Source organism: Paenibacillus sp. FSL H8-0332 (assembly GCF_037963835.1).
GTDB lineage: Bacteria > Bacillota > Bacilli > Paenibacillales > Paenibacillaceae > Paenibacillus_AQ > Paenibacillus_AQ rhizoplanae.
In genome coordinates this window covers 370,361-393,008 of record NZ_CP150145.1, presented here as the reverse complement: position 1 = coordinate 393,008, position 22,648 = coordinate 370,361, and the positions used below count along the sequence as shown (strand labels likewise).

General features: G+C 51.8%; 13 protein-coding genes, 3 rRNA genes and 2 riboswitches. Of the genes, 2 read left to right on the top strand and 14 right to left on the bottom strand.

Annotation, left to right across the window (positions count from 1 at the left end; genetic code table 11):
- Nucleotides 1–11 precede the first annotated feature (11 nt).
- Together NST43_RS01660 and NST43_RS01655 are read right to left on the bottom strand one after the other, a co-directional pair.
- Nucleotides 12–1,259 carry an MFS transporter gene (locus NST43_RS01660; protein WP_339222129.1) on the bottom strand — a complete coding sequence of 416 codons (1,248 nt, stop codon included), beginning with the start codon at nucleotides 1,257–1,259 and terminating at the stop codon, nucleotides 12–14.
- 111 nt (nucleotides 1,260–1,370) lie between these two features.
- Nucleotides 1,371–3,509 carry a DNA topoisomerase 3 gene (locus tag NST43_RS01655; RefSeq protein WP_339222127.1) on the bottom strand — a complete coding sequence of 713 codons (2,139 nt, stop codon included), beginning with the start codon at nucleotides 3,507–3,509 and terminating at the stop codon, nucleotides 1,371–1,373.
- Between the two features lie 130 nt (nucleotides 3,510–3,639).
- On the opposite strand from NST43_RS01655, the gene tsaA reads away from it, so the two are divergent.
- Nucleotides 3,640–4,083 (top strand): tRNA (N6-threonylcarbamoyladenosine(37)-N6)-methyltransferase TrmO, encoded by a 444-nt coding sequence (gene tsaA / locus NST43_RS01650; protein WP_339222125.1) that lies wholly within the window; start codon nucleotides 3,640–3,642, stop codon nucleotides 4,081–4,083.
- A 19-nt stretch (nucleotides 4,084–4,102) separates the two neighbouring features.
- Nucleotides 4,103–5,008, top strand: coding sequence for a helix-turn-helix domain-containing protein (locus tag NST43_RS01645; protein WP_339222123.1), 906 nt, complete (start codon nucleotides 4,103–4,105; stop codon nucleotides 5,006–5,008).
- 169 nt (nucleotides 5,009–5,177) lie between these two features.
- Here the strand turns inward: NST43_RS01645 and NST43_RS01640 are convergent, their stop codons facing one another.
- The 12 genes from NST43_RS01640 to NST43_RS01585 all read right to left on the bottom strand — a co-directional run bounded on the left by NST43_RS01640 (nucleotide 5,178) and on the right by NST43_RS01585 (nucleotide 22,535).
- Nucleotides 5,178–6,311 carry a DUF4179 domain-containing protein gene (locus NST43_RS01640; protein WP_339222121.1) on the bottom strand — a complete coding sequence of 378 codons (1,134 nt, stop codon included), beginning with the start codon at nucleotides 6,309–6,311 and terminating at the stop codon, nucleotides 5,178–5,180.
- Entirely contained in the window at nucleotides 6,286–6,888 is a 603-nt protein-coding gene (locus tag NST43_RS01635; protein ID WP_339222119.1) for an RNA polymerase sigma factor, read from the bottom strand. The genes NST43_RS01640 and NST43_RS01635 overlap by 26 nt, the downstream gene beginning before the upstream one ends.
- Nucleotides 6,889–7,033: 145 nt before the next feature.
- Entirely contained in the window at nucleotides 7,034–7,780 is a 747-nt protein-coding gene (locus NST43_RS01630; protein ID WP_339222117.1) for an acyl-ACP thioesterase domain-containing protein, read from the bottom strand.
- A 229-nt stretch (nucleotides 7,781–8,009) separates the two neighbouring features.
- A 5S ribosomal RNA gene (gene rrf, locus NST43_RS01625) occupies nucleotides 8,010–8,126 on the bottom strand.
- 77 nt (nucleotides 8,127–8,203) lie between these two features.
- Nucleotides 8,204–11,132 (bottom strand): 23S ribosomal RNA (locus NST43_RS01620).
- 269 nt (nucleotides 11,133–11,401) lie between these two features.
- Nucleotides 11,402–12,960 (bottom strand): 16S ribosomal RNA (locus NST43_RS01615).
- The 16S, 23S and 5S rRNA genes sit together here, the layout of an rRNA operon.
- Before the next feature lie 365 nt (nucleotides 12,961–13,325).
- Nucleotides 13,326–14,135 carry a transglutaminase-like domain-containing protein gene (locus tag NST43_RS01610; protein WP_339222115.1) on the bottom strand — a complete coding sequence of 270 codons (810 nt, stop codon included), beginning with the start codon at nucleotides 14,133–14,135 and terminating at the stop codon, nucleotides 13,326–13,328.
- Nucleotides 14,136–14,148: 13 nt separating this feature from the next.
- A riboswitch (cyclic di-GMP riboswitch) is annotated at nucleotides 14,149–14,229 on the bottom strand.
- A 73-nt stretch (nucleotides 14,230–14,302) separates the two neighbouring features.
- Nucleotides 14,303–14,384: riboswitch (cyclic di-GMP riboswitch) on the bottom strand.
- Between the two features lie 125 nt (nucleotides 14,385–14,509).
- Nucleotides 14,510–15,163, bottom strand: coding sequence for a class D sortase (locus tag NST43_RS01605; RefSeq protein ID WP_339222113.1), 654 nt, complete (start codon nucleotides 15,161–15,163; stop codon nucleotides 14,510–14,512).
- A 67-nt stretch (nucleotides 15,164–15,230) separates the two neighbouring features.
- A complete protein-coding gene (locus NST43_RS01600) occupies nucleotides 15,231–15,635 on the bottom strand; it encodes a GtrA family protein (RefSeq protein WP_209993762.1) in 405 nt (134 codons plus the stop codon).
- On the bottom strand, nucleotides 15,625–16,602 hold the full coding sequence (locus NST43_RS01595) for a glycosyltransferase family 2 protein (RefSeq protein ID WP_209993761.1): 978 nt from the start codon (nucleotides 16,600–16,602) through the stop codon (nucleotides 15,625–15,627). Before NST43_RS01595 ends, NST43_RS01600 begins: the two co-directional genes overlap by 11 nt.
- Nucleotides 16,603–16,698: 96 nt before the next feature.
- Entirely contained in the window at nucleotides 16,699–20,538 is a 3,840-nt protein-coding gene (locus NST43_RS01590) for a glycosyltransferase family 39 protein (RefSeq protein ID WP_339222110.1), read from the bottom strand.
- Nucleotides 20,535–22,535, bottom strand: a complete 2,001-nt coding sequence (locus NST43_RS01585; RefSeq protein ID WP_339222108.1) for a hypothetical protein — start codon at nucleotides 22,533–22,535, stop codon at nucleotides 20,535–20,537. Before NST43_RS01585 ends, NST43_RS01590 begins: the two co-directional genes overlap by 4 nt.
- Nucleotides 22,536–22,648 lie beyond the last annotated feature (113 nt).

The window sequence follows — 22,648 nt, the reverse complement described above, 5'->3', positions numbered from 1 at the left end:
ATAACCTCACATCACCGGCCCTGCAACTGCTGCTCTTTCTGGCTCCGCCCGCCTGCGGCTCCAGCTTCCCTGATCCAGAACCAGGACAGTACCGCCGCAAGCGAAGCTGCAATGGCGCCCAGCCAGAATCCTCCGCGCAGACCGTACGCCGCACTCATCCATCCCGCTACAAAAGGACCGCCGGACATGCCAATCGCATACACCGCCTGATAGAACCCCATTGCTGTCGCCCGCTTGAACGGAGCTACCCCGGAGACCGATTTACCCAGCAGCAGCGGGAAGATCAGGCCCTGCATGAAGCCGTTCCCGATCTGTGTTACACATAACGCCGCAAGCGTTGGCATCGAAGGAATGAGCAGCGTGAACACCGCACTTCCGGCAAAACCGAGCATCAGCGTCCCCCGGTCCCCCAGCCACCGGCCGAACAGCCGCGCACCATAGAGGGTCGCTACCGCATGAGGCAGCATAAAAGCCAGCGTCAGCCAGCCGAGACTCCCCTTGCTCACTCCAAGATAGAGCGCCTGATTCGGCGTGTAGCCGAACATCGTAATGAACAGCACACAATGGGCCAGCACCGATAACAGCGATACTTTTACCAGTAAAGGCTCCTTCACCACACCGGCCAGATCCTTGAGCTTAATCGCCGTGCGCTTCTCCAGCTGTTGCTCCGGAAGACGGACGACCAGCAGCATCGCGGCCACCGCCACAATCCCTCCGATGATGAACGGGGTATTCCAGCCAAAGTGGTCTACGATATAGCCGCTGATCATCATACTCGTCAACTGGGCAATCACCGTGGTGAACTGGAGCATGCCCATAGCCCTGCCCGCCTCTTCTTTCGGAAAATACCCCGCGAACATCACCGAGTACACGACCCACGCCGATGCCGCTATCCCCGAGACCGCCCGCGCCGCCAACGCCCAGCCTGGATGTGCCCCTGCCAGGAACAGCAGACAGCTCGCTCCGCTTGCGATCAGCCCCAGATAAATAAACGGCCGCCGCCGGTTAAGCACATCTGAACCCATCCCTATCGGCAGCCGGAACAGAATCTGCATCAGGCCGTATATGCCCAGCACTGCCCCCACCATGACATAAGAAGCCCCCAGATGCTCCACATACGGCGAGAGCACCGGAACATAGATATAAGAAGAGAACCAGAACATGAAGACTATAACCAAAAAATACAACCGGCTGCTCCCCTTCGTACCCGGAGTCCCTGCCGCTTTCACCACACCCTCTATCCCTTCAACCACTGCCACTTCTCCACCTGCCCCACTCTATTTAGCGGTACCTTAACGCCTGTTCCCGTATCAATCTTCTACAGTAAAGCATCTCTGCCGTCCCTTGGACAGCCTTCCAGCTTCTTTCGGCTACTTCCCCTTCTGCTGCGCTTCCATCGCAGCCTTCAGTAAATCGCCGAGGTTAGAGCCGGAACTTTCCGTCTTGCTATACTGCTGAACCAGCTTCTGCTGCTCGCGTTTGTTGATATGCTTGTGGTCCTTATCCAAAGTCTCTGTAATTCCGCAGCCAAGGCACTGCACATACTTTCCGGCCTTGCCTTCCTTCATCTCCATCTTCTTATGGCACTGCGGGCAGCGGCGGTTCGACAACTGCTTCTCACCCGCACGGGTGTAGCCGCAGTCCTCCTTCGGACAGACCAGCAGCTTGCCGCGTTTGGTCTTCTTTTCTAACATCCTTGTTCCACACTCCGGACAATGGCTGTTAGAGACATTATGCGGCTTGTATTCCGCTCCGCTGTTCTTCACCCCGGACACCAGCTCCTGTGCCATACTTCGGATACCCTGCAAAAAAAGCTCCGGATGCCCTTGCCCGCGCGCTATTCTCTCCAGCTCCGCTTCCCAGCGTGCCGTCAGCTCCGGTGTACGCAGCTGCCCCGAGACCAGCTCAATCAATTGCTTGCCCTTGCCGGTCGGATGCAGCAGATTGCCCTGCCGTTCAATCGTATCCGAGCTGACCAGCTTCTCAATAATATCCGCACGTGTGGCCGGGGTCCCCAGCCCATGCTTCTCCATCTGCGTCAGCAGCGTGGCTTCATTATAACGCTTCGGCGGCTGTGTCCGTCCCGGCTTGATGATGCAGCGCGCAAGCTTCACGCTGTCGCCTTCCCGTAGCTCCGGCAGCTTCACACTGCCTGCTGCGGGTTCATCCCCCGCATTCTCCTCGTCGTCATCTGAGCTCATATCTCCGCCGTATACCTCACGCCAACCTGCATCCTTGACGGTAGTTCCCTTCACATAGAAGCTTTCACCATCTACTGTTACCGTCACAGCTACGGCGTCATAACGGGCCGGAGGATAGAACAGGCTAATGAACCGCCGTACGATCAGATCGTAGAGCTTCCGCTCTTCCGCACTCAGCAGATTGAGCAGTACCGTCTGCTCTGTCGGAATAATCGCGTGGTGATCGCTGACCTTGCTGTCATCGACAATCCGCTTCGTGACCGGCAGCGGCTTCCGCAGCAGCGGTCTGGCGAGGGCTGCATACGGCCCGACAGCCACACTGTCGAGTCTTTCCTTTAACGTACCCGTCATATCAGCGGTCAGATAACGGCTGTCTGTACGCGGATAAGTGACCAGCTTATGCTGTTCATACAGCTTCTGGAGCACACTTGAGGTCTGTTTGGCCGAGAAGCCGAATTTGCGGTTGGCATCGCGTTGCAGCTCTGTCAAATCATACGCCAGCGCATGCGGCTCGCTTTTCTCACTCTTCTGGACCTTGGTAATCCGTCCGCTGCGGCCGGTGAGCTTATCCTTAAGAATGGCGGTCTTCTCTCGCTCAAAAATCCGGCCGTCCCCGCCCTGCGCTCGCCACCCCGCCTGGAAATTCCCGAAATCCCCAGTCAGCAGATCGAATTCCTGGGAACGGAAGCCGGTGATCTCATTCTCCCGGTCCATAATCATTCCAAGGGTAGGTGTCTGTACCCGTCCCGCCGAGAGCGGCGCGCCGAACTTGCAGGTTAAGGCCCGCGTCACATTCAGCCCAATCATCCAATCCGCCTCAGCACGGCAGCGTGCAGATTCATACAGCCGGTCGAAATCCCGGCCAGGCCGCAGCGAAGCAAACCCTTCCTTAATCGCCTTATCCGTCTGCGAAGAGATCCACAGCCGCCGGAACGGCTTTTTCCAGCCAGCCATATTCATAATCCAGCGGGCCAGCAGCTCACCCTCACGCGCCGCATCCGTTGCTACGATCAGCTCTTCGATATCCTGCCGCTTCATTAGCTGCTGCACAGCCTTATACTGCTGGCTGGTTTCGCGCAGTACCTTCAGCTTAGCCTTCTCTGGAAGAATCGGCAGATCCTCCAGCGCCCAAGTTGCATATTTATTGTTATAGTCCTCAGGCTCAGCCAGGCCAACCAGATGCCCCAGCGCCCAGGTCACCACGTATTTCGGACCTTCCATATAACTCTTCTGTTTATTCCCGCAGCCCAGCACCCGCGCAATCTCACGGGCCACCGACGGCTTCTCAGCCAATACCAATACCTTCATCGTCCAAACCCCTCCCTGTCATCAACAACCTATTATACCATGACATACAAGTCCGCAATTATCATCAGGCCGAATTCCTTTCACTTCAGATAGACTAGAATCATCCCCCAGCCGAAAGGAGTCACAGCCAATGCCCGCCTCAGAATCGTATAATATTATACCAGTAGGAGTAGTAACGGGAACACAACAGAACCTGCGACTTGAGATTAGACCCGAATACAGACCTGCCTTGAAGGGGTTAGATGCTTTCAGCCACTGCCAGATCCTGTGGTGGATTCATGAGTTTGCAGAAGATTGCTTCCGGGGAACTACACAGATCGAGCCTCCCTATAATGCGCCGGTAAGCGGTGTTTTTGCGACCCGGTCTCCGGTCCGCCCTAACCCGATTGGACTTACGGTTGCCCGTATTATATCCGTCGACCTTGATCAGGGAATAGTTGAGGTCAGTGGACTGGATGCCTATCCGGGAACGCCCGTGCTTGATATCAAAGCTTATTTCCCTTCCACTGACCGTGTCCGTCAGGCTAGAGTGCCCGCATGGGCTGCCTCATGGGGAGAGTGGACTATAGAATAGCCATCGAGGAGAGGATTTTATGAAGAACAGCCAGCTCATTCTGCAGGCCATCCAATATATTGAATCGAATCTGAAGCAGCCGTTGTCTGTTCTGACCCTCTCCAGAGAGACTGGGTATTCCCTGTTCCACTTCATCCGCCTGTTTCAAGGGGTTACCGGACTCACACCAGGCGACTTTATAGCAAGACGGAGGATTTCCGAGGCGGCCCGGGATATTCTAAGCAGACCCGAGCGGACTTTTCACGAAATCTCACTGGACTATGCTTATAATGATTACGAGACCTTCACCCGGGCCTTCAAAAGACTGCTGCACACTACTCCCACCCATATTCGCCACAAGGCTAACCCGGATATCCCTCTACTGCTCCATCCCTTGCAGCCGACTGATTTGCCGCATTGGTCAGACCAAAAGGGCGCCTCTCCTGACCTGATTGAGCTTGGGGAAATCAGACTTCAGGGGCCATTCATTACCGTTATGCAAGATCAGTCGATCATCGGATCAGCTTGGGAGCAGCTATTCAGCAGCATTTCCGCTATCCCGGATCGCAAGCTTCCAGAACAATATTACCAGCTAGGCTATTGGCCGGATAACTATGAGGATCAGGGAATCTCCTTTCACATTGCCTGCGAATTGAACTCCATAGCATCTGTACGTGCCGGCACTATCGTTCAGTCGAGCTACAAACAAACCAGCCACAATCTGCCTATTCACACACTGCCGCCAGCACGTTATCTCAGATTTAAGCATACAGGACCGTCCGCAGAAGTTTCTGCCACCTACAAATATATCTATGGCGTTTTTCTGCCGAGAACCGATTACCGACTGAACCTCTCTTATGAATTTGAATACTACGGTCAAGACTATCTGGGACCCCACCATCCGAACTCTATAAGTGAAATCTACATTCCATTAACGCTGCTCTAATCAGCAAAATAACCCCACAAAGTGGGGCTTTAGCTTCGATGAGGACTCAGGTACTTTGCGGGGACCCCAAAACATATAAATTCTTATCTATCAAAAAAGCCCGCATCTGCACAGCAGACGCGGACAAGGGCTCAGCCTATTTTACCTATTCCCGCTTTCTTTCTCGGGTTCACGGGATCACTATAGTGCTCTCAAGATCCTTATGATAAGTTCTCACCGGTTTCCCATTAGCATCCAACAAGAGCTTCAGCTCATTATCCAAAGTCATTGTATACGGTCTGACCGTAATCGTCTTAGGTTTTTGCGGGAAGATATTGTACAGACTATCCACAATAGGATGCTGAACGGCCTTCCTCAAGGCATATCCTTGAGCGGAAGTAGCCACATTACCGGCATCATCCACAAGCTCATAGAATACCGCCGTTGGACCATATTCCCCTGTCTGCTCCGGCGATGCAGGCACCTCTCCTTCGCTGGTGACGACCAGCCTCATCGCAGCAGGCGTGATGTCCAGACTCTTTACTTTATAATGGAAGGAGTCTTTGCTTGCCCCCTGACCCGGAGTAAGATTGATAATCCCCTCCGCAAGCTTCTTCACCGTCACCTGGAACTTAAAGGGCTCGGCGATTTGGGCAACCGGCACACTGATATTTACCTTGAATTCATCTCCAAGAGCTGATGTATTCCACAATTCCCTCATTTCCAATAAAAGGGTATTGGGTTGCCCCTGTACGTCGCCTGTAGAAGAAGAACCGAAGCCCATAGGCTCACCAGATTCCAGGGTAACTTCAGGCAACCCCAGCAGCCCTTTAGTCGATTGATCAAACTCCCGGGTTTTATAATCAGTGATTTCCGCCAGCATTCGCTTATCCGCTACTCCAGCTCTTTCAAATCCAATAGCCAGTTGAATTCCGTCATAAAATACCTCCGTAACACTTAACGTCACTCCATCCTTGGTCACGCTCATGTTAGGTGAAGTGGTTAGCCCCTGTTCCGCCGCCAATTTCAAACCTGGGTTCTCCGTATGCTTGAATATACTGCTGAACACGGGGAGCTGACTCAAGGTATCGGCCCAGGCCGGGGAGATGAATCCTGCAGTTATCGTACCTAATCCTATCACTACAGCTATACTTGCGGCTGCCAACGTCTTTTTAAGCAATTTGCTTCCTCCTCTAGTCTCCAAATTTTCGATCCGGTTCATAATCTGCTCATTATAGCTATCTACAGGAAGCTCTACTCTTCCGACGCTGCTGCGAATACGTTCCAGCCTTTGCTTCTCAGTTTGATTCTGCCACTTCTCCATGAGCACACCCTCCCCTTTCATCCGCTTTTTGCTGAATCAGTTTTTTACGCAGCCGTTCATATTTTTTGCGCAGCGCCGCCGAACTGCTTCCGGTAATCATTGAGATCTCTTCGAAGCTGTATTGTTCAATGACACGAAGGATTAATAGTCCTCGTTCTTCCGAGGTAAGATTTTCAAAAATCCGGTCTACCGGCGACTCCTCCGGCAACGCTTGTTGATTCGTCATCAGTTGCAGCTTATATAGAGACAGCAACCGGCTGCGGCGCTTACGCCTGCGAAGCTGGTCCAGGCAATGATGATAAGCCACCTTATATAGCCAGGCCGAAAAAGAAACCCGCTTCTCATAACGCCTAAGCTGCTGATACACCTTAACGAATATATCCTGCACAGCATCCTCTGCTTCTTCACGGCTTCTTAGGAGATAGTAGCAATACGTGTAAATCTTTCTTTCATATTCCGTAATTATTGTTGTGAAAGCTTGCCTGTCACCTGCGTGTACCTGATGAATGGCTTCTTCAATCTTATTTGGATTCAATGGGCCCCCGGGGTTGCCTTGCTCCAAAGAAATCACCTCCATTTTCCTTTTACATCTGTATAACGATTACCAATTGTGTATTTGTGACATATAAGGAAATAGCCGAATACGACAAAAGACAGTTCCCCTGAGATTCGAGCAACTGTCTAGAATTGATGCTATGTAAGTATCTCTATTAGATATCAACCTATCTCTTAAGCTTCAGGCAAGCTTCAAAAAAGATCCGCTCCCCGCCTTGTCCGCGCACATATACACCGTCTTCAGTCAGAGAAGAACGCATAACACTGATCTCCTCACCATACTTGGCTTCCTGGGCATAGGTGATATGAAGCCCCGTAAGCTCTAACTCCTCCCACTCCTCCAGCGCCAGTGCATCACAGCATAAATCTGCATACCTCGCATTGTTAAGATGTTTGTTGTTATCCAGACCGCTATATCTTACCTGATAACGGTAAACCTCCTGTAAGGGAAGTTCGGGTGGTATGATCACTTTATCCGGCAGACTGCCTACGGAATCCTCTACATACGGCTCGACAACAATAGGCAAGGCGGACGGACGCAAAATCTTTCGCTTCCCGATATCCACAAGTGCCCAAATCGATCGCGCCGAGGCCAGCTCTACACCTTGGGCATCATAGATCCGGTAATCCCGCTGCCAGAGCGGTCCTTTGTTTCCTTTACTCCAGGTATGTACATCAAGAAGCTCACCCGGGGATGGCAGACGCTGCAGATTCAGATCCAGGGTGATAACCATCCAGCCCATGCCCGCCTTGAGCATACTCTCCATACTTAGCCCCAGACTGTTTACAGCCGAATCCGCAGCACGCTGCATAATATCCAGCAGAAAAGATAGCTTGACTCTTGACCGGTAATCCGTGTCACTTGCCTGAACCCTGAATGGCTCTGTCCACAAAAGGCTGCTGTGCTTGTCCATAACTTTTGGCTCCTTCACCTATCTATCCCCAATTTTCCGTGCCTATCCACATTATTCTACCGGATATCCACATCATTTGGGGAGAAGTATCAAAAAAACTAAATCTATCCACATGTGTATAACTATGCGCCACTTGTAAAAAGACCTGCAATCTACTCACAAGCTGTCCACAACGCTTCCCCGAAAATACAAAAAGACCACTGTCGAGTGATCAACAGTGGTCTTGTGTGCTTGGCAACGTCCTACTCTCCCAGGACCCTTCGGTCCAAGTACCATCGGCGCTGGAGGGCTTAACGGTCGTGTTCGGGATGGGTACGTGTGGAACCCCTCCGCTATCGCCACCAAACGGGCATTTACAGCGTAAATGCTTCAGGAATTTGATTCCTGAAAACTGAATCCGAAATGAATCTGCGTTGTAGAAATTTGGATAAGCCCTCGACCGATTAGTATTGGTCAGCTCCATGCATTGCTGCACTTCCACCTCCAACCTATCTACCTCGTCGTCTTCAAGGGGTCTTACTAATTGGGAAATCTCATCTTGAGGGGGGCTTCACGCTTAGATGCTTTCAGCGCTTATCCCGTCCGTACGTAGCTACTCAGCCATGCTCCTGGCGGAACAACTGATGCACCAGCGGTACGTCCATCCCGGTCCTCTCGTACTAAGGACAGCTCCTCTCAAATTTCCTGCGCCCACGACAGATAGGGACCGAACTGTCTCACGACGTTCTGAACCCAGCTCGCGTACCGCTTTAATGGGCGAACAGCCCAACCCTTGGGACCTACTTCAGCCCCAGGATGCGATGAGCCGACATCGAGGTGCCAAACCTCCCCGTCGATGTGGACTCTTGGGGGAGATAAGCCTGTTATCCCCAGGGTAGCTTTTATCCGTTGAGCGATGGCCCTTCCATGCGGTACCACCGGATCACTAAGTCCGACTTTCGTCCCTGCTCGACTTGTAGGTCTCGCAGTCAAGCTCCCTTATGCCTTTGCACTCTGCGAATGATTTCCAACCATTCTGAGGGAACCTTTGAACGCCTCCGTTACTCTTTAGGAGGCGACCGCCCCAGTCAAACTGCCCGCCTGACACGGTCCCCGTACCCGATTAGGGCACCAGGTTAGAACCTAGATACGATCAGGGTGGTATCCCAACGGCGCCTCCGCAGAAGCTTGCGCTCCTGCCTCACCGGCTCCCACCTATCCTGTACAGATCGTACCCAAATTCAATATCAAGCTGCAGTAAAGCTCCATGGGGTCTTTCCGTCTTGTCGCGGGTAACCTGCATCTTCACAGGTATTAAAATTTCACCGGATCTCTCGTTGAGACAGCGCCCAAGTCGTTACGCCATTCGTGCGGGTCAGAATTTACCTGACAAGGAATTTCGCTACCTTAGGACCGTTATAGTTACGGCCGCCGTTTACTGGGGCTTCGGTTCACAGCTTCGGGTTACCCCTAACCACTCCCCTTAACCTTCCAGCACCGGGCAGGCGTCAGCCCGTATACTTCGCCTTACGGCTTCGCACAGACCTGTGTTTTTGCTAAACAGTCGCTTGGGCCTTTTCACTGCGGCCCCCTCGGGCTATTCACCCTACCGAGGCACCTCTTCTCCCGAAGTTACGAGGTCATTTTGCCGAGTTCCTTAACGAGAGTTCTTCCGCGCGCCTTAGAATTCTCTTCTCGCCTACCTGTGTCGGTTTGCGGTACGGGCACCTTCTCCTGGCTAGAGGCTTTTCTTGGCAGTGTGAGATCATGACCTTCGCTACTGTAATTTTCGCTCCCCATCACAGCCTGGCCTTAGTAGTGTGCGGATTTGCCTACACACCAGCCTCACTGCTTAGACGGACATATCCATCAGTCCGCGTCACTACCCTCCTGCGTCACCCCATCGCTCATAGCGGATTACGGTGGTACAGTAATTTCAAACTGTTGTCCTTCGACTACGCCTTTCGGCCTCGCCTTAGGTCCCGACTTACCCTGAGCGGACGAGCCTTCCTCAGGAAACCTTGGGCTTTCGGCGGATCAGATTCTCACTGATCTTTTCGTTACTCATACCGGCATTCTCACTTGTATGCTGTCCAGCGCTCCTTACGGTACACCTTCAACCTACATACAACGCTCCCCTACCCCAGATGCAAAGCATCTAGCCATAGCTTCGGTGGTGTGTTTAGCCCCGTTACATTTTCGGCGCAGAGTCACTCGACCAGTGAGCTATTACGCACTCTTTCAATGGTGGCTGCTTCTAAGCCAACATCCTGGTTGTCTGTGCAACTCCACATCCTTTCCCACTTAACACACACTTGGGGACCTTAGCTGATGGTCTGGGCTGTTTCCCTTTTGACAATGGATCTTAGCACTCACTGTCTGACTCCCGGCAAGAAGTACATGGCATTCGGAGTTTGACTGAGCTTGGTAACCCTTGCGGGCCCCGCACCCAATCAGTGCTCTACCTCCACGACTCCATTCACCGAGGCTAGCCCTAAAGCTATTTCGGGGAGAACCAGCTATCTCCGAGTTCGATTGGAATTTCTCCGCTACCCCCACCTCATCCCCGCATTTTTCAACATGCGTGGGTTCGGGCCTCCAGTGCGTGTTACCGCACCTTCACCCTGGACAGGGGTAGATCACACGGTTTCGGGTCTACGTCCACATACTCATTCGCCCTATTCAGACTCGCTTTCGCTGCGGCTCCGGCTTCTCACCTTAACCTTGCATGTTAAACGTAACTCGCCGGTTCATTCTACAAAAGGCACGCCATCACCCATAGAAAGGGCTCTGACTTTTTGTAAGCACACGGTTTCAGGTTCTATTTCACTCCCCTTCCGGGGTGCTTTTCACCTTTCCCTCACGGTACTGTTTCACTATCGGTCGCCAGGTAGTATTTAGCCTTAGCAGATGGTCCTGCTGGATTCATACGGGGTTTCACGTGCCCCGCACTACTCGGGATCCGTCTCGGAGAGAACACAGTTTAGGCTACAGGGCTTTTACCTCTATCGCGGGCCTTTCCAGACCTCTTCGCCTACCATCTTCCTTTGTAACTCCATGTGAGACGTCCCACAACCCCAAGAGGCAAGCCCCTTGGTTTAGGCTGTTCCGCGTTCGCTCGCCGCTACTGACGGAATCACTATTGTTTTCTCTTCCTCAGGGTACTTAGATGTTTCAGTTCCCCTGGTCTGCCTCTGCATTTCCTATGTATTCAGAAATGAGTAACTGCGAATTACCACAGCTGGGTTTCCCCATTCGGACACCCCCGGATCAAAGCTTGCTTACAGCTCCCCGAGGCAGTTTCGTTGTTCGCCACGTCCTTCGTCGGCTCCTGGCGCCTAGGCATCCTCCGTGTGCTCTTAGTAGCTTAACCAATGCTCCGGCGTTTCGCTTGTTTGCACAATCGAAAACCTTCGCTTAGCATCACTAAAATATTGAAACTTGTTTACACAAGTTCAGCTTAAAGGAATGTTCTAAAACGCAAATTCATTTCGGTATCCAGTTTTCAAGGATCAAAGTTAAAGATGAGAGCTTAAACTCTCAAAACTGACCAACGAGTGAGTATTCGAACCCAAGGGTTCTATTGTGGAAGCTTTAGCTTCCGATTTGAATGTTTCCGTTGCAGGAAACGATTCTCCATAGAAAGGAGGTGATCCAGCCGCACCTTCCGATACGGCTACCTTGTTACGACTTCACCCCAATCATCTACCCCACCTTCGGCGGCTGGCTCCCTTGCGGGTTACCCCACCGACTTCGGGTGTTGTAAACTCTCGTGGTGTGACGGGCGGTGTGTACAAGACCCGGGAACGTATTCACCGCGGCATGCTGATCCGCGATTACTAGCAATTCCGACTTCATGCAGGCGAGTTGCAGCCTGCAATCCGAACTGAGACCGGCTTTGCTGGGATTGGCTCCACCTCGCGGCTTCGCTTCCCGTTGTACCGGCCATTGTAGTACGTGTGTAGCCCAGGTCATAAGGGGCATGATGATTTGACGTCATCCCCACCTTCCTCCGGTTTGTCACCGGCAGTCACTCTAGAGTGCCCAGCTCAACCTGCTGGCAACTAAAGTCAAGGGTTGCGCTCGTTGCGGGACTTAACCCAACATCTCACGACACGAGCTGACGACAACCATGCACCACCTGTCTCAACTTTCCCCGAAGGGCACCTGATGCATCTCTGCTTCGTTAGTTGGATGTCAAGACCTGGTAAGGTTCTTCGCGTTGCTTCGAATTAAACCACATACTCCACTGCTTGTGCGGGTCCCCGTCAATTCCTTTGAGTTTCAGTCTTGCGACCGTACTCCCCAGGCGGAGTGCTTACTGTGTTAACTTCGGCACCAAGGGTATCGAAACCCCTAACACCTAGCACTCATCGTTTACGGCGTGGACTACCAGGGTATCTAATCCTGTTTGCTCCCCACGCTTTCGCGCCTCAGCGTCAGTTACAGCCCAGAAAGTCGCCTTCGCCACTGGTGTTCCTCCACATATCTACGCATTTCACCGCTACACGTGGAATTCCACTTTCCTCTTCTGTACTCAAGTCACCCAGTTTCCAGTGCGACCTCAGGTTGAGCCCAAGGTTTAAACACCAGACTTAAATGACCGCCTGCGCGCGCTTTACGCCCAATAATTCCGGACAACGCTTGCCCCCTACGTATTACCGCGGCTGCTGGCACGTAGTTAGCCGGGGCTTTCTTCTCAGGTACCGTCACTCCGATAGCAGTTACTCTACCGGACGTTCTTCCCTGGCAACAGAGCTTTACGATCCGAAAACCTTCATCACTCACGCGGCATTGCTCCGTCAGGCTTGCGCCCATTGCGGAAGATTCCCTACTGCTGCCTCCCGTAGGAGTCTGGGCCGTGTCTCAGTCCCAGTGTGGCCGTTCACCCTCTCAGGTCGGCTACGCATCGTCGCCTTGGTGAGCCGTTACCCCACCAACTAGCTAATGCGCCGCAGGCCCATCCCCAAGTAGCAGATTGCTCCGCCTTTCATTCTCTCTTCAGGAGAGGAAAGAAATTATCCGGTATTAGCTACCGTTTCCGGTAGTTATCCCAGTCTTGAGGGCAGGTTGCCTACGTGTTACTCACCCGTCCGCCGCTAAGTTAATCAGGAGCAAGCTCCATCATAACTCCGCTCGACTTGCATGTATTAGGCATGCCGCCAGCGTTCGTCCTGAGCCAGGATCAAACTCTCCAAATTGGTATTTAGAAAGAGCGATTGCTCATTTTGAAACATCTGACGAGAATTTTCATTCTCATTTTTGGATCTCGCCGAAGCGATTTCCGATACTCACTCGTTGTTCAGTTTTCAAAGATCAAGCTCGTTGTCAGCGCCGATCACTTCGTCACCAGCAACTCTTATAATATATCACGTTCGTTTGAACAATGCAAGCTTTATTTTGAAATCACTTTTTTAAGTAATCTCTCATTTCCTTTGCCGTTCCAACAACGCTTATTTATAATAACCTATCCCTCTATTAAAAAGCAACCTTTCTATAAATAAAAATAACCCGCTTAATGTTTAAGCGGGTTATTCTCAGGAAATGCTATAGTTCACAGCTATTCTTAGTAGAATTTCGCTGCAGTATATTTGCTTGCTGCTTTGATCAGTTCTGTTGACGCGGTGTTCTTACCCAGACCTGCATCCACTGTAGTATCAATCGTTACCCATTTGCCGTTCATGAACACTTCGTTCCAGGCATGGTATGAAGTTACATAGCTTGTATTCCCCATAACCAATTTGGTAGGAATGCCTTCACTGCGGAGCATAGTAGCGAACAAGGATGCGTAATCGTAGCAGATACCTTTGTTGGTAGCCAGTGTGTTATCGTTGTTCGGAATATAATCTGTGCTTACGCTGTTAGCCAGAGAGTAGTCATATTTCACGTTAGCTACGATGTAATTGTAGATGGCCTTAACTTTGTCTGCATCTGTGGTCAGACCCTTTGTAAGCTGGGCTGCCTTTTGAACGGATTTATCGGAAGAACTCCATTTCACATTCTGTACAGAGCTCAAATATACGGCATTCACATTACTCATTGAGAGAGATACAGTCTCGGAAGATAGTACTTTGTATTTGTTGCCGGTAGTATTCTCAAGAACGGAGACCTTATAAGAGCCATTTCCTTGTTGCAGCGGGAACGTCTCGGTTGGTTTGGAAGTGTATAAGTTGTAAGTATAGCTGTTATTGTCTTTGGTAATCATGAGCTTCATCTTCTTGTCCTTAGGAACATCGTACGAAACCCCGATAACCCCTTGATCAAGTTGTCCAACATTTAACCAGCTTGAATCTGCATTAGCTGCTTGAGCAGTGCCTGTCTGCACGGAAGTGACAATCACAAAAAGTGTAATCAACATTAAATATAACTTTTTCATGGATAAAACCCCTTTCGGTAGCTGGCTGCCATCCTTACGGGAAGGCCCTTTAGCTTTGCGTCCCTACCTTTCGATAGGTTTGCCGTTATCGTATAAGCTTTATCTGTCCAATCTACTACCATATAATTACAGATTCAGAATTAAAACAAACAAAAAAAGCCTCTTCATTCGGTAGCTGGCTGCCATCCATGACGGGAAGGCCCTGTAGCTTTGCGTCCCTACCTTTCGATAGGTTTGCCGTTTATCGTGTATTAGCTTTCATAGTTATATCTTACCATATCTCTATCTATTAGCAAGACCCAAATCGCTAGATTCCACAAAAATAGTCTAAAATTTTATGTTTTTTCGACTTTTATTGCCTTGTCTTGGACAAGTCAGGTTAACTTCGCATGAATGATGAGTCTGTGGGTCGGGTTGACAAGCGGATCGCAGGTAATGAGGGTCAGAATCTTATCATCATCCTTTCCCTTCAGTACCGAAATATCGGTAGGCTCTACAATAGATACATCATATACAACATACTTGTATTCCTGGCCGCTTGTAATAACAGTAATGGTATCCCCTTTACCGATCTCATCCAGTCTGTTGAACAGCCGTCCTGCCGTTCTTGACCGGTGTGCCGCAATCGCTGCGTTGCCTACCTCACCAATCGGAGCTGTCTCCTTCATATGCGCCGCGGCATGCTTCATATTAGTTTTGGTGGCGCCCTCCAGTACAGGCAGCTTCAGATCGATTTTGTCGATTTCAATAATGGCGGTGATCTTGCCTCCAACTTCAATCTCGGGCGCTGTAGTGGGCACCGGCTCTTCCGCACCGGACTCTTCCGCCAGCAGTTGGGTGACTTCCGCATAGGGCTTGCTCAGATCCTGGCTGGCAGGAGCCGTAGCCGAAGGAACGATTTCACTATAGGCCTGTTCAGCCTCTTCCAGCAGCTTCTGCTGCTGACGGTCCTCGTACCATTCGCTTCCTTTGGGGTAGAGCATAATCAGGACCCCGGCAAGTATAATCAAATAGGATAACTTCCGCATGACAATCGCCTCCGCAATATAGAATAAGTGCTAACCCCCCAGGACACGAGGAAGATGTACTGTACCTCTAGAATACCCACTTCCGGCTTCCAAAGAAATTAATGATCACTGTAATGAAGGTAACCAGCACCTTGGCCATCAGCACCTGGATTCCCAGGCGATCAGTCAGCAGATGAATCAGCAGCACCGAAATGCCCAGCACCAGCAGATTCAGCACAATAAATCTCACTAGCTGCATCCGGTCAAATCCGCCATTCCCGCCTCTGTCCCGGCCCTTGAAGGTCACCTTTTTATTCCAGAAAAAGCTGTTTGCCGTCCCGGCGCTGTAGGAAATTATCTGTGCAGGGGTGTTAAGCATCCCCAGGGAATGCAGCAGGGTAAATACCGCGAAATCAATGAACGTGTTAAGCAGGCCCACTGCATTGAATTTCAGAAACTGGATCATGCCTGCACGCCAAGCCTTATCTTGCATAATCGCTTTCCTTCCGCGTGTCTTCGGTCTCCGCATCCGGGTAGCCTTTGGTCTCGCTAACGATATAGAGCGGTCTGTCCTTCGATTCATCATAGATCCGTCCAATGTACTCCCCGATTACACCGAGCAGCATCAGCACAATGCCGTTAAACAGCAGGTTAACCCCGACAATGGACGCCCAGCCCGGCACGGTCCAGGAGGTGAAGACCTTTTGGAATAAGACCAGGAACAGGTAGAGGAAGCTGGAGAAGGACAGGAAGAAGCCGACATAGGAGGCGATTTTGAGCGGCTTGTGCGAAAAGGAGGTGATTCCGTCGAGCGCGAAGCGGATCATTTTTTTGAGCGGATATTTCGTCTCCCCGGCGAAGCGTTCCTCCCGCACATATTCCACCATGGTCTGCCGGAAGCCAACCCAGCTCACCAGCCCCCGCACATAACGGTTCTTCTCCTTCAGGCCGCGCAGCACATCGCAGACCTTACGGTCGATGAGCCGGAAGTCCCCGGTATCCGTAGGAATCTCTACACTGGTCATGCTGCTTAGCAGACGGTAAAAGATTTTGGCTGTCACCTTCTTGAAGAAGGTCTCCCCGTGGCGCTTCAGCCGCTTGGCATAGACTACCTCATAGCCTTCCTTCCACTTGGCGATCATCTCCAGGATGACCTCAGGCGGGTCCTGGAGATCCGCATCAATCACCACAACAGCCTGACCTTCAGCATAATCCATACCCGCCGTAATCGCCACTTGGTGGCCGAAGTTACGCGAGAAGTCAATCAGCTTGACATGCTCATCCGTATTACTGATTCCGCGCATAATCTCAGCCGTACGGTCCCGGCTGCCGTCATTGACGAACACAAGCTCATAGGAATCCCCGCAACCATCCATTACTTTTTTGAGCCGCTCGTAGGTTATCTGAATGACTTCCTCCTCATTGTACATGGGGACAATTACACTATATCTGGCCTTCACAAGGGTTCCTCCTAAATTTGTTGTAAGCCACAGCTTCCTTGATGCGCTTCATCAATATCAGCTTTGAACATATATCCGGCTTCTGAGGCTCCCCTCCTAGAATACCCAGGAAGGGAACCAGCGAAGGACATGAATGATATAACTGCTGTTCACCTGCATGCCGGATAATACCGGATAGAACATTACAAACAGGATGGCGGCGGCCGCAACATAGGCGTACCGCAAATATCTGGCACCCTGGAACCTGCCGTCAAGCAGCTTCAGGATGTATACAATGGATAGAATCATAAACGGCACCATTGCAAAGTAATGGTACAGGAACGTCTCACGCGGCACAAGCATCCATGGAACATATTGTGAGAAGAAGCCGATCCAGATCATGTACAGGTTCTTGTCCCGGCGCTTCACGGTGAACCATACGGCGGCCAGCATCGCGAAGATTCCTGTCCACCAGATCAGCGGATTCCCCATCGTTACTATGCTGCTCGCCTTGCCTGCCGGCAAGCCTTCGCCGCCGCTGAAGAACCATACGGGACGCTTCATGAACGGCCACTCCCACCAGGAGGAGGCGAATGGATGTGTAGCTACAAGCTGGCTGTGATAGTTGTACATATTCTTCTGGGCATCAATCAGCCCCTTAACGGTGAAGCCCTCTGCCGACGCAGACAGTGAGGGAATGAAGGACAGACTATATACGATCCCCGGAATAACAATGAAGAATCCTATACAGCTGGCCAGGGTGATCACGGTATTCTTCCAGAAGGACTGATCTGCCGTCCTGCAGGCGGCTTTGAGGTCCTGTCCGGTTAGCTTGCCTTCAGCCAGCAGGCGTCCGGCGGCCTTGTATTCCCTATAGCGTTCAAACAGCACCAGTGCCAGCATAATGGCAAGGCCTGCCCCGCCGTAGACGACAATCCATTTCGAGGCAACCCCGATTCCGAAGAATAGTCCTGACCAGAACAGCGGAACCAGTGTGGTCCGTAGCGGCACCCGGTAGAAATTCATCGTGAAATACCGCTGCATGAAATAGAACATCAGCATAATGAAGAATACACCGTACACATCGATGGTCGATATCCGCGTCTGGGTGAAATGCATGAAGTCCAGAGCGAACAATCCTGCTGCCAGTGCAGCATAGGTAGTCTTACGGAACAACCGCAGGGCCATGATATAAATCAGCGGCAGCATCGCAATCCCGAACAAGGTGCCGATGATCCGCCACCCGAACGGATTGACGCCGAAGAGCTCCATGCCTACCCCGATCAGCAGCTTGCCAAGCGGCGGATGCGTGTTCTCATAAGGAACAATATTATGGTAATGCTCATAAGCCGTACGGGCATGATAGATCTCATCAAAATACGTACTGTTCATGAAATTAGAGTTCTCCGGTATGACGGACTGCTCGTCGAACAGATTGGCCGGCGTTCCTCTTTTAGCTGTTGCCCCCGAATCAGGTGTCACGCTTGCTATGGTCAGAGGAACCTTAGGAGCCCCCTGCTCATAGAAAGCCATCTCATTGAGGGTGAAGCCTGGAGACGTAACCGAGAGCTTGACATATCTTGCGGATACGTTAAGCGGCTGGCTTTTCCAGATGAAGACATTGCCGACATCCTCGCTTACCTCAAGCGGGCTGCTCCAATTATCAGGGGTCTGGCTGAATCCCAGCTGAAACTTCCCTGTTCCAACACCGCCGAACACATTGACCCGCTCCAGTTGATGGGCCTGCCCCAGATCCACATAGAAGCTCTCGCCGCTGGCCGCTGGCTCCCACAGAGTCTCAGGCGCCTTGTTATCTCCCAGATGATAGAGGGCAAGCGCCCCGTATAGCACGGTGATACCGAGCATCCACATCCAGTCTTTGCGCTTCAGCTTCAGCGGAGAACGCCGCTCAGCAGGGGCAAGCGGCTTGATGCCTTCTACAAGCAGCATATCTGCTGCATAGGCCTCCTTGGGAGTAACCGGCTCAGGCAAAAGCTTCGCAGTTCTGCGGATATATACATCGTATCCAATATAGAGCAAATATATCGCAAGAATGATAGTGGTAATAGCTGTAACCAGAACAATTCCGTCAGCAGGCGGATTTCCGCCGGTATTCAGGAACGCAAGTGTATAACCAACATTGATGTACTGGGTCAGGGAGAACCCGAGAAACAGGGTCAGGAACCGCCGGTCCCGGCTCTCCATGAAGGCGAATAAGGACAGGATCAGTACCGGATATAAGTAACGCTCATGCATTTTGGTACCGAATACGAAGACAATCGTGATCAGCACCATTGCGATGAAGTAGGACTTGGAGAGATCCTTGCGGTCCTTGGTATTGAAGGAATAAGACGCAGCAAGTGCAACTGCCACCAGGATGAAAATAAAGCCCCATATACGATACGGTATGCCGAGCCAGGTCACATCCAGCGCCGACCACATCGGATCGGTCAAGGCATACAGATTGAATGCATTCACTGTGGAATACGGATAGGAAGACAGTGTGCTTTTGTAGAGGTTAATCAAGCCTGCAAAACCGCCGTTGTTCCAGAAGAACGGAGCCGCGAGGACAAGAAAGATCCCCAGTCCGTACAGGGCACCCAGCGCAAGCTGCTTCCAGGCCCGGTGATGGTAGAAGGCGAACAGCAGCACAGGTGTGAAAATCAGCGCCTGCGGCTTGATCAATGTAGCGACGGCAAAAAAGATCGCTGCACGTACAAAACGCTTATCGACAACCCCGATCATACTGAGCAGCAGAAAGATGAGGAAAAAGGAATCCGCCTGCCCCCAGGCTGCCGAATCCATCAGCACAGCCGGATTGAACAGGAACAGCATCATCAGCCCCATAGCCAGCCCGGAGCCGAGCCTGATTCGCGCGCTCTTATAGATAATCCAGCCAAGCACCAGATCCGAGAGAATCGCAGGCAGCTTGAAGAGAACCGTCTCGGCACCTGAGCCGCCCGCGAAGTTAAATAATCCGCGCAGCAGGCTAAGCAGGTATAGCACATATAAGTACCCCGGCGGGTAATCGGCGAAATAACCTTCCTCATAGAATTTGCCCGGTCCAAGGTCGGTCAGGCGCTGGCCCCAGGCCATGAAGGTATTCATATCATTTTTGTAGCCCTGTGCCGTAAGCCCGATCCAGATCCGCAGGATGAATGCCGCTCCAAACAAAACGTACAGCCAGCGCGTGTAGATTACGTCCTCCTGTCTCAGCAGACGCTCACTGCGGAAGGCTCTTGTGTACAGAAAAGCAAAGAACAGGCAGAATACTCCAGAAAGCAGCAGCAGCTTGGCCGGAGACACCTTATGCGGCACTTCCTCCGGCTTGCTTCCGCCGTCCGCATCTGCCGGGGGAGCCTGGGCTCCGCTGTCCAGTGAGATTATGTTCGATCCCTCTGGTACCGTATCCAGCTTCTCTACGGACAGATCATCGAAATAGGCCTTACCCTGGATGAGATTCGCATAGCCGCCCAGCGCAGCGCCGATTCCGATCTCGGTCTGCTCCTTGCCGGTCTGGCCGATGAACTCCAGACGCTGCCATTCACCGCCGGTATCGCTGGTAGCGGGATAACCGCCGCCAATGCCTACCGGGAAGATATTGGCCCCGATTCCCCCGCCTGCGATGCTGGCTATTTTGACATATCCAGAGATTCTGTAGTAGCTGTCCGGCACAACGGTAACGGTCTGCACCCACTTCAGGTGATTGGGCTCCAGATTCTCAATCACCGCCGCTTTGCTGCCGGAATGAACCTCTTCGGACTGAACGGATATGGAGCCCGCCGCATCTCCGGCAATCCACATATCCTTGCTCCAGCCTGTAGGCGCCCCGTCTTCGCCTTCTTCAAAGCCCGGGTTCTGCAATACATTCCCTTCGGCATAAGTGCTAGTTACTGGAAGAATAAATAATAAGAGCATCAGTATAACGGTTGCCGCTGCACGTACATTCTTGGTCATCGTTCTACCCTCACCTCGTCAATGTTAATCCAGCCATTACCGCCGGTTATGTATACTTCTGCCTGTATCCCCTGCTCCAGAGTGAACGCAGGAAGTGTGATCTGTTGATAGGCTTCCGCCGCAGGCAGCTCTGTCTCTGCAAGCACCTTACCAGCTGCCCGAATGCCAATCTTCCCGCCGCTGCCGCCGCTACTAGCCATGATGGTCAGTCTGTACTCACCGGCTGTTGCGGTAAAATTCTGCGAAACGATCGTCTCCGCTCCGGGATCAAGATAGGCCAGCTTACTCCCGGCGAAGGGGTTGTTGCCGGCCACTCCCGTTCCCGCAGAGAAGGACCAGCCCGCTGTCCCTTCTTCAAATCCGCCATTTACAAATTCAAATGCAGCAGTCTTGGGTGTGTCCAGAGTCCCGGCTGTCTGTTCACTGGTGAGCAGTACGCTGTAGTTGGCAAAACGCTTCACTCTAGATCCGGCGCTTGCCGCAGGTGGCGCAGCAGTATTCGCATAGATATATGCGGCATTCGCAGGCACCCTGTTCAAATCATCAAACCTGTATCTTCCAAAGGAAGAAACCCGCTGAAAGGCTTCTCCCGGATTGGCATACTGAACAGACTTCAGGAAATCATGCGGATTGATCTGCTCATAGAACAACACATAAATATAAGGCATATTCACCTGGTTCGTAAGATAGACTTCACCGGTGCTATGTTCCGAAGCATACTGGACAGCCTCCCCTAAGGATTCATAGAAGGCCGGACCGATTCGCTCAGGAAAATCGCGGAAATACGTATTGGAGAATAAAATAAACATCACGGCGAATCCGGCCGCGGCCAGGATGGCTACGCCTTTGATTCTGCCTGCCAGCCAGACGAATCCGGTGCTTACCAGCATAATGAACGGATAAAAGATAATATTAATCCGGTTAATATTCACAGTTGTAATCAGCGCCATAAGCACCGCTATCAGGAACCAGAGCAACACGGCTCCCCTACCAGCACTCTCCCTCTCCCGCCGGCTTGTCCACCAGGAATGCAGGAGAACGATCAGGCCGAGCAGCGCAAAAGGCAGCGCCAGCGGGTACGCATACCCGTAAGGAGAGATGGAGTTCCAGGCCAAGCCGTCGCTCCCGCTCCACATCAGCTTACTGAAGGCACTAAGGTTATCCGCAGCCGCCTGCCACAGCCTGCCGCCAAATAGGGATGAAATCTCCTCCACGCGCGGCGTCGTCAGCTTCGGAATCGTGAACAGCGGAGTAGTTATATCCTGCATGGCGTAACGGTTAATGATAATAAATAGTAATATAGGCAGCGCAAGTGCCGCAAACCATACAAAATTCCAGGCCAGGGTACGGGGTCGCAGGACCTTGCTATATAATAGAAGAATTGCCGTAGCGAGCGCAAATAGCGGGACGAAAAAGTACGCTGTTCCATAAGCATACAGCGAGAGGGCCAGCATGCCGGTAAAGGCGTACAGCCACCTTGGATTCGTAAAGGAGCGCAGCAGAAAGTATACGGCTATCAATATCAACGTTGGAAACAGATTCGATTCCAGCGCCCACCTGGACATCATAATATGCCAAGGATTAATGGCGATAAAGAACATGGCAGCGGTCCCGGCTCCAGGCGAGGCCGACAGTCTTTTCATAATGAGATAGAAAAACAGCATGCCCAGTAGTCCCATGATCAGGCTTAGCGCCCTTACAGACAACGGCGTCAGTCCGAACAACAGAATGAACGGCATGGACAAGTAGGCATAGAGCGCATTCTGCCCGCTCCCCCAGGCGATTAGATGAATCGGCAGATGAACACCATTCCGGTCCATCCCATAGTGCAGAATGGCGTAGGCATCATAGCCGATAGAGGCTTCATCCTGATTCAGTCCCGGTGGAATAGAAGTTATGTATAGAATACGGACTATTGCCCCAAGCAGGAACAGCAGCACCGGCCAGGGCTGGCTACGGAAGGACTTGTACACTCGATTGAATACACCGGACACCATTTATCACCTCTTCAACAATATAATCTAAATATTGGTTGATGAAAAGGGTAAAGCCCAGCTTCTCCCCGGCGGCTTCCCCCTTACAAGAGCAAAAAGAAAACGGCCCCTTCATA

Bases quoted from the DNA above. Each gene is read 5' to 3' on its own strand.
- NST43_RS01655 (WP_339222127.1), bottom strand. From the start codon at position 3,509: ATGAAGGTATTGGTATTGGCTGAGAAGCCGTCGGTGGCCCGTGAGATT.
- tsaA (WP_339222125.1), top strand. From the start codon at position 3,640: ATGCCCGCCTCAGAATCGTATAATATTATACCAGTAGGAGTAGTAACG.
- NST43_RS01645 (WP_339222123.1), top strand. From the start codon at position 4,103: ATGAAGAACAGCCAGCTCATTCTGCAGGCCATCCAATATATTGAATCG.
- NST43_RS01640 (WP_339222121.1), bottom strand. From the start codon at position 6,311: ATGGAGAAGTGGCAGAATCAAACTGAGAAGCAAAGGCTGGAACGTATT.
- NST43_RS01635 (WP_339222119.1), bottom strand. From the start codon at position 6,888: ATGGAGGTGATTTCTTTGGAGCAAGGCAACCCCGGGGGCCCATTGAAT.
- NST43_RS01630 (WP_339222117.1), bottom strand. From the start codon at position 7,780: ATGGACAAGCACAGCAGCCTTTTGTGGACAGAGCCATTCAGGGTTCAG.
- NST43_RS01610 (WP_339222115.1), bottom strand. From the start codon at position 14,135: ATGAAAAAGTTATATTTAATGTTGATTACACTTTTTGTGATTGTCACT.
- NST43_RS01605 (WP_339222113.1), bottom strand. From the start codon at position 15,163: ATGCGGAAGTTATCCTATTTGATTATACTTGCCGGGGTCCTGATTATG.
- NST43_RS01600 (WP_209993762.1), bottom strand. From the start codon at position 15,635: ATGCAAGATAAGGCTTGGCGTGCAGGCATGATCCAGTTTCTGAAATTC.
- NST43_RS01590 (WP_339222110.1), bottom strand. From the start codon at position 20,538: ATGACCAAGAATGTACGTGCAGCGGCAACCGTTATACTGATGCTCTTA.
- NST43_RS01585 (WP_339222108.1), bottom strand. From the start codon at position 22,535: ATGGTGTCCGGTGTATTCAATCGAGTGTACAAGTCCTTCCGTAGCCAG.